Source organism: Streptomyces sp. NBC_01296 (genome assembly GCF_035984415.1).
Classification (GTDB): Bacteria; Actinomycetota; Actinomycetes; order Streptomycetales; family Streptomycetaceae; genus Streptomyces.
The window spans coordinates 8,733,930-8,747,121 of the sequence record NZ_CP130720.1; the positions used below are offsets into that span (position 1 = coordinate 8,733,930).

Below are 13,192 nucleotides of genomic sequence, written 5' to 3' on the forward strand. Positions count from 1 at the left end.
AGATCCTCAGATCCATGCGAGGCTTCCCGCTCCCCGTACGACTGCTCCTGGTCAACCAGCTCGGCGTCAACACCGGCTTCTACCTGCTCATCCCGTACCTCGCCACACACCTCACCGACGACCTCGGACTCTCGGCTGCCGTCGTCGGCATCGTCCTCGGCCTGCGCAACCTCAGTCAGCAGGGCCTGTTCCTGATCGGCGGCTCGGCCGCCGACCGGCTCGGCGCCCGAGGGGTGATCATCGCGGGCTGCGGGCTGCGCACGGTGGGATTCGGTCTGTTCGCCCTCGGCGACAGCCTGCCGCTGCTGCTCGCCGCTTCCATACTCAGCGGGCTCGCGGGGGCCCTGTTCAACCCCGCCGTGCGCACCTACGTCGCCCAGGAGGCCGGCGAACGCAAGGCCGAGGCGTTCGCGCTGTTCAACGTCTTCGCCACCACCGGGGCCCTGCTCGGCCCACTGCTCGGCACCCTGCTGCTGCTCGTGGCCTTCCGGGCCGCGGCCGTCACCGCGGCCGTGGTGTTCGCCGTGCTCACCCTCGCGCAGCTGCTGGTCCTGCCCGCCCGCAAGGTCCCGACCCCCGATACCAGGCTGCTCGGCGACTGGCGCGAGGTTGCCGGCAACCGCCGCTTCCTCGCCTTCTCCCTCGCCATGATCGGCATGTACGGACTGCAGAACCAGCTGTACCTGCTGCTGCCCCGTGCGGCCACCGACGCCTCCGGCTGGGGCGGCTCGGTCGGCCTGCTGTTCCTCGCCGGGACCGTCGTCAACCTGCTCTTCCAGCTGCGCATCACCCGCGCCCTGAAAGCCCGCGGGAGCAGGGGGCGCTGGATCGCCACCGGCCTGGGAGCCATGGGCCTCGCATTCCTGCCCCCGATGCTCGTCGCCGGCACCTCCGCCCCACACCCGCTGCGCCTTCTGCCGGTGCTCGCCGGGGCCCTGATGCTGCACCTCGGTGTGATGGTCGCCCAGCCCTTCGTGATGGAGCTGATACCGGCCTTCGGCCGCGCGAACCTCACCGGCACGTTCTACGGCCTCTTCTACGCGGTCTCCGGAGTCGCGGCCGCGGCCGGCAGCGCGGCGATCGGCTGGTCCATGGACACCGCCGGCCACACCGGACTGACCTGGCTGCCCTACGGCTGCTGCCTCGCCCTCGGCCTGGTCTCGGCAGCGGCCGTGGGACACCTCCAGCGAAGACGGGCCCTGCCCTGCGACCGGGCCCCGGACGCCCTGCCCCCTCGTGCCCCCGCACGTCCCCGAAGCGAGACCCGATGACAGCCACCACCAGCGGCAACCTGCTCACCGACCACCCCGAGCTCTACGAAGAGCGCTTCCCGGACCCCGAACGGCTCGCCGCCCGCTGGGCCGAGGACGTCCTGGCCCGCCACGACGCAGGCCCGCGCGTCCTCGACGTCGGGTGCGGCACCGGCCGCGACGCCGCCTGGCTGCACCACCACGCCGGCCGCAGGGTCACCGGCATCGACAGCTCGCAGGCGATGCTGGCCCACGCGGGCACCCACCACCCCGGCCCCGCGTACCACCTGGCCGACATGCGCGACTTCGATCTCGGAGCGACCTTCGACGCGATCGTCTGCCTGGACAGCGCCCTGCTCTACTGCCACACCAACGAGGACCTCGCCGCCTTCCTCGCCCGCTGCCGCCACCACCTCACGCCCGGCGGGCTGCTGGTCGCCGAAATGCGCAACGGCGCCTTCTTCCTCGGCAACACCGAACTCCTCGACGGCCCGCGCACCGCCTCCTTCGCCTGGCGCGGCGCCACCTACACCTCCCACACCACCCTGTGGATCGATCACGGCGCGCAACTCCTGCGCCGCCGGAGAATCTGGACGGCCGACGACGGCTGCCCGCAGGAGGAGCAGCGCTCCGCCTGGCGCCTGCTCTTCCCGCAGGAGCTCCGGTACTTCCTCACCACCGCCGGGTTCGAGGTCCTCGCGCTGCACGACGGACCCGGCCCCCGCACCGAACCGCCGTGGAGCGAGGGCGAGGCCCCGCACGGGACCACGAGTTCCGACCGCCTCCACCTCATCGCCCGGCTCAAGCCCCACTCCAGCAACGGAGACATCCCCGCATGAACGACGCCCGCTCCAGCCTCGCCCGCAGAGGCTTCCTCCTCGCCACGGGCGCCACCGCCCTCGCCTTCACCGCCGCCTGCGGCACCGGCGCCACCACCCAGGACGCCGAGAACGCCGCAGAGGGAGCCCCCAAGCAGGGCGGCCGGCTGCGCGCCGCTTTCGCCGGTGGTGGCGCCAACGAGACCCTCGACCCGCACGCCGCCAACCTGTTCGTCGATGCCGCCCGCGCCAAGGCCCTCTTCGACAAGCTCGCCGACTTCGGCGCCGACCTCGCCGCCGTCCCCCGGCTCGCCGAGAGCTGGGAGCCCAACGACGCCCTCGACACCTGGAAGATCACCCTGCGCAAGGCCGCCTTCCACGACGGCAAGCCCGTCACCGCCGAAGACGTCCTCTACAGCTACCGCCGCATCGCCGACCCCAAGGGCACCTTCCGCGCCAAGGCTTCGTTGGAGCCGATCGACCTCGACGCGAGCCGGGCGGTGGATGCCTCCACCGTCGAGTTCAAGCTCAAGCGGCCGTACGCCGAATTCCCCAACGTCCTCGCTGCGTTCGGCGCGTACATCGTCCCCAAGGACGCCACCGCCTTCGCCAATCCAGTCGGTTCCGGACCGTTCAGCTTCGTGTCCTTCAAGCCGGGCAGCTCCCTCGTCGTCAAGCGCAACGACGCCTACTGGGAAGGTGCCCCGCACCTGGACGAGCTCGAATTCGTCGTCGCCGGCGAGGAGTCGGCACGCGTCAGCGCCCTGCTCGGCGGTCAGGTCGAGTACGCCCACGAGCTGAACCCGGCCACCGCCCGCACCCACGAGGGCAAGGGCAAGATCGACATCGTCCGCCTCCCGGGCAGCGCGATGCAGGGCTTCGTCATGAAGACCGACCGCCCGCCCTTCAAAGATCCCCGGGTCCGCCAGGCCTTCTTCCTCATCGCCGACCGCAAGGAACTCGTCGACGGAGCCCTCTCCGGCGCCGGAGAGATCGGCAACGACCTCTTCGGCAAGGGATACCAGTACTACCCCGCCGGTCTCCCGCAGCGTACCCAGGACCTCGACAAGGCCCGCGCCCTGCTCAAAGAGGCCGGCGCCGAGGGGCTCAAGGTCACCCTCGACACCGCCCCCGCCGCCACCGGCTTCGTCGAGGCCGCCGGCATCTTCAAGGAGCAGGCTGCGAAGGCCGGAGTCACCGTCGAGATCAAGGTCGGCAACAAGGACACGTACTGGAAGGACATCCTGAACAACGGCACCCTCGCCTCCTACCGCTCAGGCGCCATGCCCATCGAGTCCCACATCTCGCAGCGCCTGCTGACCGGTTCCACCACCAACGCCACCAAGTGGCAGCGACAAGACTTCGACGACCTGTACCAGCAGGCCCAGTCGACGCGCGACATCACCCAGCGCAGCGCCCTCTACGAGCGGATGCAGCGCCGCCTGTACGACGAGGGCGGCTTCCTGATCTGGGGCTTCGCCGACTGGATCATCGCCACCGCACCCAAGGTGCACGGGGTGTCCAAGACGGCCCCCGCCAACACCCTCGACTGGGCCCGCTTCGACAGGATCTGGCTCGCGTGACACCGCACCTGTCATGGATCGGCCGTCGCCTGCTCCTCGGCCTGGGGCAGACGGCGGCCGTCGTCCTGTTCATCTTCGCCCTCACCGAAGCGCTGCCCGGTGACGCGGCAGTCGCCCTCGCCGGCGACCAGCCCGACCCCGCACGCATCGCACGCATCCGCGAGACGATGGGCCTGGACCGGCCCGTGTTCGAACGCCTCGCCGACTGGGTCGCAGGCCTCATGCACGGCGACCTCGGCACGTCTCTGGTCAGTGGACGGCCCGTCACCGGCTACCTGACCGCCGGCCTCGGCCCCACTCTCCTGCTGGCCGCCGCCACGCTCACTCTGCTGGTGCCGCTCGCCGTGAGCCTCGGGGTCCTGGCAGCCCGCCGCGAGGGCGGGAGGCTCGACCGGACCGTGAGCGCCCTGACCCTCGCCGTGCACGCTGTACCGGAATTCGCCGTCGGCGTCCTGCTCGCCACCCTCTTCGGCCTGTGGCTTGGCTGGCTGCCGCCCACCGCCGTCGGAGCCGACCCGTTCACGGAGCCCGCCGTCCTGATCCTGCCCGTCGTCGTCCTGCTGTCGCGGCCGGTGTGCACCATCAGCCGCCTCGTGCGCGCCGGGATGATCGACGCGCTGGCATCGCCGTACGTCGCCCAGGCCCGCCGCTACGGCGTGTCCGGCGCCCGGATCACCTGGACCCACGCCCTGCCCAACGCAGTTGCCCCGGCCACCCAGCAACTGGCCCGCACCTGTGACTGGCTCCTCAGCGGAGTGATCGTCGTGGAGGCCCTCTTCGTGATCCCAGGCCTGGGCACCGTACTCATCGAAGCCGTCGCCGCCCGTGACGTCCCCGTCGTCCAGGGCATGGCCGTCGTGTTCGGCATCGTCACCGTCGCGGTCAACCTCGCCGCCGACCTGGTCGCCCGCCGCTTCGCACCCCGGTCCGAGGTGGCGGCATGAAGCGGGCACCATCGAGGTCCCTCCTCGCCCTCGGACTGATCGGCCTGCCTGTCCTCCTTGCTCTGGTGGGGCCCTTCTTGGCGGGACCGGCCGGGCCCCGCTCGGTTTCCTTCGCCTCCGGTGACGGGCAGTGGCTCGGCACCGACTTCAGCGGGCGCGATGTCTGGCAACAGCTGCTCCTCGGCGGCCGCTCCGTCGTGCTCGTGGCGATCGCGGCCACCGCCCTCGCCTACCTCGTCGCCATCCCCCTGGGACTCACCGCGGCCCTCACCCGCCGTACCTGGCTGGAGGAGGCACTGATGCGGCCCCTGGACGTGGTCATCGCAGTCCCCTCGCTCCTGCTGGTGCTCCTCGTCGCAGCCACCCTCACTCCGGGACCTGTCGGACTGACTGTCCTGGTCGGGCTGGCCGCCGTACCCGACGCCGCCCGCGTCATTCACGCGGCGGCCGTCGAGATCTCCTCCCGGCCCGCCGTGGAAGCGCTGCGCATGCAGGGCGAATCCTGGTGGCGCACGGCCATCGGGTACGTCGCCCGCTCCATGCGCCGCACCCTGGCCGCCGACGCCGGGATCCGGCTCACCGGAGCGCTCTACCTGGTCGCGACCGCCGCGTTCCTCGGCGTGGGCATACAGCCGGACGCAGCCGACTGGGCCGTGATGGTCGACCGCAACCGCACCGGCCTCTTCCTCCAGCCCTGGGCTGTGGTCGTGCCCGCCCTCCTCATCGCGGCCCTGTCGATGGGCACCAACCTCCTGTTCGATGCCGCCCTCCAACGGCAGACCCCCCGGAAGGGAGCGCCGCGATGACCCTCGTCGCACAAGTACGGGACCTGCGCGTGGAGATCGGCGGACGGGCGATCGTGGACGGAGTGAGCCTTGCCGCCCACGCGGGCCGGATCACCGTCGTCATCGGCCCCTCCGGCAGCGGCAAGACCACCACGGGGCTCGCCCTCCTCGGCGAATACCCGGCTGGCGCCATGGTCGGCGGCGCGGTCCACACACCCGCCGGCCCGGTCGGATATATACCCCAGCACCCGGCAGCCGTCCTCAACCCCGCCCGCCGGGTGGGAGCACTGCTCGCCGACATCGCCACACGCCAGGGAGGCAACAGGCGCGAACGCAGGCACCGCACCGAAGAGGCCCTGCGCCTCGCCCAGATTCCGGACCCCGCAGGCGTACTGCGCCGCTTCCCGCACCAGCTCTCGGGCGGTCAGCAGCAGCGGGTCGTCTTGGCGCAGGCCTTGCTGCTCGGTGCGCGGGTCATCGTCGCCGACGAACCCACCACCGGGCAGGACGTCCTCACCAAACAGGGCATCGTGGCGGAGCTGGCCGCCGTCGCCGCACAAGGCATCGCCGTCGTCCTGCTCAGCCACGACCTGGACGTCGTACGGGAGCTGGCCGACGAGGTCGTGGTGATGCGGGACGGGCGCGTCGTGGACCGCGGACCCGCGTCGTCCGTTCTCGGAGATCTCGTAGCGGAGCAGCCTCGCTCTGCACGAGCGCCCCGCCAGCGCGGGCCGGTACGCCTGGAGTCGCGGGATCTGTCCGCACGGCACCGCACCACACGGGGAGCCGTCGACGTGCTGAGCGACGTCGGGGTCTCGGTGGCGGCGGGGGAGTGCCTGGCGCTGGTCGGCCGCTCCGGCAGTGGCAAGACCACCCTCGGGCGCTGCCTGGCCGGCCTGCATCGCGCGTACGACGGCGCGGTTCTGCTCGACGGGATGCCGCTGCCGCGCAGCCTGCGTTCCCGTAGTCGCGCCGAACTGGCCGCCGTGCAGTACGTGTTCCAGGACGCCAAGGCGGCCTTCGACGAGCAGCGGCCGGTCCTCGAGCAGGTGGCACGCAGCGCGGTACGGCTACGAGGCGCCACCCCGGCGGACGCGCACCGTACGGCCCGGCGCACTCTCGGTGAGTTCGGCCTCAGTGAGAGCCTTGCCGGGCGCCGCCCCGGAGAGCTCTCCGGCGGCGAACTCCAGCGAGCGGCCCTGGCCCGAGCCCTGTTGGCAGAGCCACAGGTGCTCATCTGCGATGAGATCACCTCCGGACTCGACACGGCCACCCGGACCACCATCCTCGACGCCCTCGCCCGGCTCAGGGAACGCAACGAACTCAGCCTGGTCTTCATCACCCACGACCTCGCCGCCGCCGCAGTCCTCGCGGACCGGATCGCGGTTCTCGATGCAGGCCGCGTCGTCGAGGACGGCCCCGCCCGTCAGCTGATCGAGATGCCGCAGCACCCCATCACCAAGGGGCTCCTGTCCGCCTCATTGACGCAGGACGCCTGATCGTCAGCTGGAGGGCAGGACCACGCGGAGCAGATACTGCAAGTGATGACCGTTTCGGATTCCCTCCGGCAGGGAGGGCGCTCTGCGCGTCTCCTCAGCCCGTGGTGCGGGTGTGCTCGTCGGGGTCACGATGGCGCTGACCCTTGCCTGGTGCACCTCGGCCGGTGCGAACGCCGGCCCCGCGGCTGACGGACGGCGACTGGCTCCGCCGGTCGCCATTCCCGTGGTTGCCTCCACCAACGTGTACGGGGACATCGTCGAGCGGATCGGTGCCGACAGGATCGACGTAGTCTCGGTCATCAGTGACCCGGCGCAGGACCCCCACTCGTACGAGGCCAGCACGCGAACCCAGCTGGAGCTGTCCAAGGCGAGGGTCGTCGTCGAGAGCGGCGGCTACGACGATTTCATCGACCGGATGCTCCGCAGCTCAGGCAACACCTCCGCTGACGTGATCAACGCTGTGGACGTCTCGGGCAAGGCTGCTCCCGCGGGCGGGGAGCTGAACGAGCACGTCCGGTACGACGTTCCCACGATGGGCCGACTCGCGGACCGGATCGCGGCCGCCCTGGCCCGGGCCGCACCCGCCGACGCGGGCACGTTCCGCGAGAACGCCAAGGAATTCAAGGCTGGGATCCCTCCGGGCCCGGACGGACCGGATCAAGGCGGACCATGAGGGCACGCCGGTGGCGGTCACCGAGCCGGTACCTCTGTACCTGACCGAGGCATGCGGCCTGGTGAACCGCACTCCCTCCGCATTCAGCGAGGCGGTCGAGGAAGGCGAGGAGGTCTCGCCCCGGACCCCCTCGACGACGAGCGCGTCTGGCTGGTACGCGAAGGCGTGGAGCTGGAAGTCGACCTGGAGACCGTGGAGCCCGGCGACACCGTTGCCGTGTACGAACACCACCGCATCCCGGTCGACGGACACGTACTCACCGGCGAGGCCCTGGTGGACCAGGCAGCCGTCACCGGTGAGATGCTGCCGTCTACGCCAGGGAAGGCGCCCACGTCTACGCCGGCACCATCGTGACCTCCGGCTCGCTCACCATCCGCGCAGACTTCGTCGGCTGGGACACCACGGTCGGCAGGATCATCAGCCGGGTCGAGGAGGCCCAGTCGGACCGGGCCCCGATCCAGACCGTGGCCACCCACTTCACCCAGCGCTTCGTCTCGGTCTCCTTCGCCCTGGCCGCGGTCACCTACGTCGTCACCCGCGACGCACGCCGCGCGATGACCATGCTGCTCATCGCCTGCCCCAGCGCGGCGGGACTCGCCACCGACCGCCATCAGCGAGGCCATCGGCAACGGCGCCCGCCGCGGCACCCTCATCAAGGGCGGCACCCACCTGGAGGGCATCGGCCGGGTCGCCGCGGTCGTCTTCGACAAGACCGGCACCCTCACCTTCGGCCGCCCCCTGGTCACGAGCGTGGTGACCCTCAGCGAGAGGTCACCGCCGACGAGGTGCTGAGCCTGGCCGCCTCCGGAGAACTGCACGCACGCCACCCGCTCGCCCAGGCCATCGTCGCCCGTACCGAGGAGCAGCACCTCCACGTGCCGATCCACCAGGCGTGCAAGGTCGTCCTCGGCATGGGCATGCGGGCTGAACTCGACGGCACCCGCCTCCTCGTCGGCAGCCCCGCCCTCCTGCGCCAGCACGGCGTCGACCTCACCAAGGATGCCCGGGGCTGGACGGACCGGCTGCGCGCCGGCGGCGAGACCGTCATCTGCCTCGCCCACGACAAGGACCTCATCGGCATGCTCGGCGTATCCGACGCAGTACGTGCCGGCGCCGAAACCGTCGTTCAGCAGCTGCGCGACCTCGGGGACGCCCGCCTGATCCTGCTCACCGGCGACGCACAAGAGACCGCCCAGGTCGTCGCCGACACCCTCGGGATCACCGAAGTCCACGCCCACGCCCTCCCGGAGGCCAAACTCCAGCTGATCCGGGACCTTCAGGCAGAGGGACACACGGTGGCCATGGTCGGCGACGGCACCAACGACGCTCCCGCCCTCGCCCTGGCCGATGTCGGCATCACCATGGGGGAACACTCCTCCCACGTCGCACTGGAGACCGCCGACATCGCACTCGCCGGCAACGACCTTCAACCAAACTCCGCACCTGCCCCGGGTGGGTGACGACGTCCTGCGGCGGGCCCCGTTGGAGGAGCTCCGCGTAGCCCACCGGGATCCCGCAGGGCGAGCCGACGACGAGCCTGAGCCGTAAGGTTTCGCCGACCCGGCTGTCCTACGACTCTTTGGCCCGACGTGGCCGTGCGCTACCGGCTGGCGTACGGGAGCAGGGCCATCTCCCGGGCGTTCTTGATGGCCAGGGCGAGTTGGCGCTGCTGCTGCGCGGTGACACGGGTGATGCGGCGGCTGCGGATCTTGCCGCGGTCGGAGATGAACTTTCGGAGCAGGTCGGTGTCCTTGTAGTCGATGTACGTGATTCCTGCCGTGTCCAGCGGGTTGGGGCGGGACTTCAGCGGCTTGCTGGGGGAGGGGCGGCGGGCCATGGGTGTTCCTCGGGGGTACGGAGTTCGGGGTGTTGGTGAGTGGGTCGCTGGGGTCAGGCAACGGAGTCGAGCAGCGGCCCGAAGGCGGCGGGGAGCTGCTTCCACGCCTCGCGCCCGGCCGTGTACTCGGCTTCGGTCAGGAGGCAGGAATCCAGGAGCTGTTCGATCCCGTCGCGGTCGAGTCCCGGCGAGGTGAAGACCAGGTGCTGGCAGCAGTCGCCGTGCTCGGGGTCCCAGTCGAGGGCGGCCGCGGCCTGACGCATGGCGGGGACCAGGTCCCAGGCGGCGTCGGGGAGCGAGGCCAGCCAGGGGCCGGCGTTCTCCACGCACAGCGCGCCACCCGCGGCGTCCCAGGCGAGCAGGGTGTCGGGGCGGTCGGCGAGCCAGAACCGGCCGCGGCTGCGGGCCGCGGCGCAGGTCAGGTCCTCCAGGGCCTGGTAGAGCCGCTCGGGGTGGAACGGCCGGCGGCGTTGCCACACGAGCGTGGCAACCCCCGCCTCGTCGGCCTCCTGGGGGAGGAGCGCACACGCGGGGTGCTGCGCGGCGGCGGCCGTCTCCACGTCGAAACCGGCGAACACCAAGCGGGTGAGTTCGCTGGAGCCAGTGGGCACCTGCCGGGCCGTCGGGTGTAGCTGGGCGAGCAGGGCGCGGTCCTCGTCGTCGGCCTCCTGGCTGTCGGCGATCGCGAGGACCGGCGCGTATTCGAGCTGACGGGCCAAGGTGTCCCCGACGGTCCGCTGATCGGTGGCCGCGGCGGCGAGTCCGGCCTCGGCGAGGTCGTCCCCGTTGCCCAGGCAGGGCAGGACGAGCGCCGGGTCGACGGCGGTGATCACGTTGGTGAGTTCCAGTACGTCACCGGCGTGCGCGGCCACGACCTCGGCCATCGCCCGGGGCTCGACCGAGTCCCAGAGTTCCACCACGGCCAGGCGGGTCAGCCCGCTCGCGGCCAGTCGCTCCAGCTCGGGTACGAGGTCCTCGCGCAGGGCGCAGCAGGCGCAGTCGTTGACCAGCGGAGTCTCGTCGGCGGATATCTCGCCCCCGGAATCGCGCAGGGTGCGAAGTACGTTGCCCGCGGCAGCCGAGGACAGATCGTGGTGCAGGGCGATACTTCCCGGCACGGCGCGCAGCAGGTGTTCGACGGTCTCCATGCGCGCGTCGGCGTGCATACCGCCGACGATCACGACGGGGAGGGTCACTTGCTCCCTCCGTAGCGCCGCTCGAAGCGTTCGACGCGACCCGCGGTGTCCAGGACACGCGCGGTGCCGGTGTAGAAGGGATGGCTCTGCGAGGAGATCTCGACGTCGATGACCGGGTAGGTGTTGCCGTCCTCCCACTCGACCGTCTTGCCGCTGGTGACGGTCGAGCGGGTGAGGAAGGCGAAGTCGGCGGCCTTGTCGCGGAAGACGACGGGGCCGTAGGCGGGGTGGATTCCAGGCTTCATGAGGGTGCTTCTTTCGGTGGGGTCAGCGCTCTTCGCGGAAGTCGACGTGGCGGCGGACCACCGGGTCGAACTTGCGCAGCACCATGCGGTCCGGGTCGTTCCGGCGGTTCTTGCGGGTGACGTAGGTGTAGCCGGTGCCGGCGGTGGAGCGGAGCTTGATGATCGGGCGTATTTCGTTGCGTGCCATGGCCTGAGTATACGATAATGGGAATCGTTTTCAATGGATGAGAGAACCGGGCCGGACGGTGCCGTGGCTGCGACCACCGTCCGGCCCGGAGTCTTCAGGCGGCGGTGGCCACGGCCTGCGCGTGTTCGTGCTCCCAGGCGTCGTCGATCCCGTACGTCTCCCAGTCCGGGAAGGCGTCCGCGGTCGGCACGGCTTCGTCCGGGCCGAGGAGGCAGGCTTCGAGGGCTGCCTGCAGTGCGTCGGCGCGCAGGCCGGTACCGATGAAGACGAGTTCCTGGCCCTGCGTGGTGTCCGGCCCGCGGGCGCCCGAAGGCTCGAAGCGGGCCACCGCGCCGGCCTGGGACCAGAGGCCGGTCACGCGGGGGCGGCTGGCAAGCCAGAAGAAGCCCTTGCTGCGCAGGATCTGCCCGAAGGTCCCGCCGTCGAGGCCCTTGGTGACGAAGGTCCACAGTCGGTTGGGATGGAAGGGGAGTTCGGAGCGGAACACGAGCGAGGAGATCCCGTACTCCTCGGTCTCCGGGACGTGGTCGCCGTTCAGCTCCTTGACCCAGCCCGGGGCCTGCTGGGCGCGTTCGACGTCGAAGAGACCGGTTCCCAGGACCTGTTCGAGAGCGACTTGGCCGCGTACGGCGGGAACGATCCGGGCCTCGGGATTGAGTCGGGCGAGGGTGGCGCGCAGCCGGGTGACGTCCTGGGGCGCGACGAGGTCGAGCTTGTTGAGGACGATCACGTCCGCGAACTCGATCTGGTCCATGAGGAGATCGCTGACGGTGCGCTCGTCGTCCTCGTACTGGTCCAGTCCGCGGGCAGTGAGCTCGTCGCCGCCTGCGAGTTCCGGCAGGAAGTTCGCGGCGTCCACGACAGTGACCATGGTGTCGAGGCGGGCGAGGTCGCCGAGGGTGGCGCCGTCGTCGCGGGGGAAGGAGAACGTGGCGGCGACGGGCATGGGCTCGGAAATCCCGCTGGACTCGATGAGCAGGTAGTCGAAGCGCCCCTCGCGGGCGAGTCGGTCCACCTCCTCCAGCAGATCGTCGCGCAGGGTGCAGCAGATGCACCCGTTGGTCATCTCGACCAGTCGCTCCTCGGTGCGCGACAGCGCGGCCTCGCCGCCGCGCACGAGCGCGGCATCGATGTTGACCTCGCTCATGTCGTTGACGATGACCGCGACCCGCAGGCCTTCACGGTTGCCGAGCACGTGGTTGAGCAGGGTGGTCTTGCCGGCTCCGAGGAATCCGGACAGGACGGTGACGGGGAGCGGGGCGTTCGTCGGGCGTGCCATCGGCTCAGCCTTCGGGGCGGAGCAGGCCGCGTTCGTACGCCTTCACCAGTCGCTGCGGTACTTGGTACACGGAGCCGTCGACGGTGATCGGGACGAGCTGCGGGGTCGTGGCCTTCCATTGGGCCCGGCGGTGACGGGTGTTGCTGCGGGACATCTTCCGCTTGGGGACGGCCATCGGGATCTCCTGTGGGTGTCGAAGGTGCTCGCGTGAGCCTATATGAAAACGACGACCATTTTCAATTAATGCTCAGTGTGGATCTTCAATGACCTTCGGCATCTCTGAGGAGCGGGTCGTTCAGGGTCCTCCAGCCTTCGTGTCCCAGTGACAACTCGCTGTCGGTGAGCAGTGCGGAGTCCAGCGCGCCGCCGATGCGGTCGGCGTCCAGGCCGGCACCGGTGAACACGATCTCGTTGCGCCGCTCGCCGTAGTAGGCGTCCCAGAACCAGCATGCGAGCGTGCGGCGTTGCGGGGACGCGGCCTCCCAGGCAGGGGAGGCGGGTGCCTCGAGCCAGTGGTCGGCTTCGCGGATTTCCGGGTGGCCACCGGCTGAGCGCCAGGTGGCGGCCGACTCCGGCCGGTTGGCCAGCCAGAGGTGTCCGCGGCTTCGCAGTACGCCGAGCGTGGTGTCGCCCAGTGCTTCGGTCAGCCGCTCGGGGTGTACCGGTCGGCGGGAGCGCCAGACGAAGGTGGACACCGCTCGGTCGGGATGGGGGTGGGCGTAAGCGGAGATCGCAGGCTCCATCCAGGCCGCCCATGCCTCCGCCTGGCCGTGCCCGTCGGCCTGCATGAACCGATCTCCTTTATGGAAATGGTTTCCATTTTTATATCATGCCGAGATGCTGGCTGTGGCTTGCGTGGCGGCGGGAGGGTCTGCCGGTAGGGGTGTCGGGACGGT

At 70.6% G+C, this 13,192-nt stretch carries 15 protein-coding genes and 1 pseudogene; 9 read left to right on the forward strand and 7 right to left on the reverse strand.

The genetic code is table 11. The annotated features are described in order from the left end of the window. The first annotated feature begins 14 nt into the window (after positions 1 to 14). The 9 genes and pseudogenes from OG299_RS39845 (at position 15) to OG299_RS39885 (ending at position 9,012) form a co-directional block, all read left to right on the forward strand. Positions 15 to 1,271, forward strand: a complete 1,257-nt coding sequence (locus OG299_RS39845) for an MFS transporter (protein WP_327364344.1) — start codon at positions 15 to 17, stop codon at positions 1,269 to 1,271. After that, complete coding sequence (locus OG299_RS39850; RefSeq protein WP_327364345.1) at positions 1,268 to 2,089, forward strand: class I SAM-dependent methyltransferase; 822 nt, start codon at positions 1,268 to 1,270, stop codon at positions 2,087 to 2,089. Before OG299_RS39845 ends, OG299_RS39850 begins: the two co-directional genes overlap by 4 nt. Beyond that, positions 2,086 to 3,651 carry an ABC transporter substrate-binding protein gene (locus tag OG299_RS39855; protein WP_327364346.1) on the forward strand — a complete coding sequence of 522 codons (1,566 nt, stop codon included), beginning with the start codon at positions 2,086 to 2,088 and terminating at the stop codon, positions 3,649 to 3,651. The genes OG299_RS39850 and OG299_RS39855 overlap by 4 nt, the downstream gene beginning before the upstream one ends. Further along, entirely contained in the window at positions 3,639 to 4,595 is a 957-nt protein-coding gene (locus tag OG299_RS39860) for an ABC transporter permease (RefSeq protein ID WP_405706669.1), read from the forward strand. The genes OG299_RS39855 and OG299_RS39860 overlap by 13 nt, the downstream gene beginning before the upstream one ends. After that, positions 4,592 to 5,401: an ABC transporter permease gene (locus OG299_RS39865; protein WP_327364348.1), complete on the forward strand. Its 810-nt coding sequence runs from the start codon at positions 4,592 to 4,594 to the stop codon at positions 5,399 to 5,401. The genes OG299_RS39860 and OG299_RS39865 overlap by 4 nt, the downstream gene beginning before the upstream one ends. Further along, complete coding sequence (locus tag OG299_RS39870; protein ID WP_327364349.1) at positions 5,398 to 6,879, forward strand: ABC transporter ATP-binding protein; 1,482 nt, start codon at positions 5,398 to 5,400, stop codon at positions 6,877 to 6,879. Before OG299_RS39865 ends, OG299_RS39870 begins: the two co-directional genes overlap by 4 nt. Positions 6,880 to 7,009: 130 nt before the next feature. Beyond that, positions 7,010 to 7,552 carry a metal ABC transporter substrate-binding protein gene (locus OG299_RS39875; RefSeq protein WP_442817565.1) on the forward strand — a complete coding sequence of 181 codons (543 nt, stop codon included), beginning with the start codon at positions 7,010 to 7,012 and terminating at the stop codon, positions 7,550 to 7,552. A gap of 51 nt (positions 7,553 to 7,603) precedes the next feature. Continuing rightward, positions 7,604 to 8,094, forward strand: a pseudogene (locus OG299_RS39880) (P-type ATPase); the annotation flags it as partial. 243 nt (positions 8,095 to 8,337) lie between these two features. Beyond that, positions 8,338 to 9,012, forward strand: a complete 675-nt coding sequence (locus OG299_RS39885; protein WP_327364687.1) for an HAD-IC family P-type ATPase — start codon at positions 8,338 to 8,340, stop codon at positions 9,010 to 9,012. 140 nt (positions 9,013 to 9,152) lie between these two features. Here the strand turns inward: OG299_RS39885 and rpsR are convergent, their stop codons facing one another. The 7 genes from rpsR to OG299_RS39920 form a co-directional block, all read right to left on the reverse strand. Next, positions 9,153 to 9,389 (reverse strand): 30S ribosomal protein S18, encoded by a 237-nt coding sequence (gene rpsR / locus OG299_RS39890; protein ID WP_327364350.1) that lies wholly within the window; start codon positions 9,387 to 9,389, stop codon positions 9,153 to 9,155. 53 nt (positions 9,390 to 9,442) lie between these two features. Further along, positions 9,443 to 10,555 (reverse strand): CobW family GTP-binding protein, encoded by a 1,113-nt coding sequence (locus tag OG299_RS39895; RefSeq protein ID WP_327364688.1) that lies wholly within the window; start codon positions 10,553 to 10,555, stop codon positions 9,443 to 9,445. 26 nt (positions 10,556 to 10,581) lie between these two features. Next, positions 10,582 to 10,830 (reverse strand): type B 50S ribosomal protein L31, encoded by a 249-nt coding sequence (locus OG299_RS39900; RefSeq protein ID WP_327364351.1) that lies wholly within the window; start codon positions 10,828 to 10,830, stop codon positions 10,582 to 10,584. A gap of 22 nt (positions 10,831 to 10,852) precedes the next feature. Further along, positions 10,853 to 11,017: a 50S ribosomal protein L33 gene (gene rpmG / locus OG299_RS39905; RefSeq protein ID WP_327364352.1), complete on the reverse strand. Its 165-nt coding sequence runs from the start codon at positions 11,015 to 11,017 to the stop codon at positions 10,853 to 10,855. 94 nt (positions 11,018 to 11,111) lie between these two features. After that, entirely contained in the window at positions 11,112 to 12,296 is a 1,185-nt protein-coding gene (locus tag OG299_RS39910; protein ID WP_327364353.1) for a GTP-binding protein, read from the reverse strand. A 4-nt stretch (positions 12,297 to 12,300) separates the two neighbouring features. Next, positions 12,301 to 12,471 (reverse strand): 50S ribosomal protein L32, encoded by a 171-nt coding sequence (gene rpmF, locus OG299_RS39915; protein ID WP_007267665.1) that lies wholly within the window; start codon positions 12,469 to 12,471, stop codon positions 12,301 to 12,303. Positions 12,472 to 12,556: 85 nt separating this feature from the next. Continuing rightward, positions 12,557 to 13,084, reverse strand: coding sequence for a GTP-binding protein (locus tag OG299_RS39920; RefSeq protein WP_327364354.1), 528 nt, complete (start codon positions 13,082 to 13,084; stop codon positions 12,557 to 12,559). Between the last annotated feature and the right edge of the window lie 108 nt (positions 13,085 to 13,192).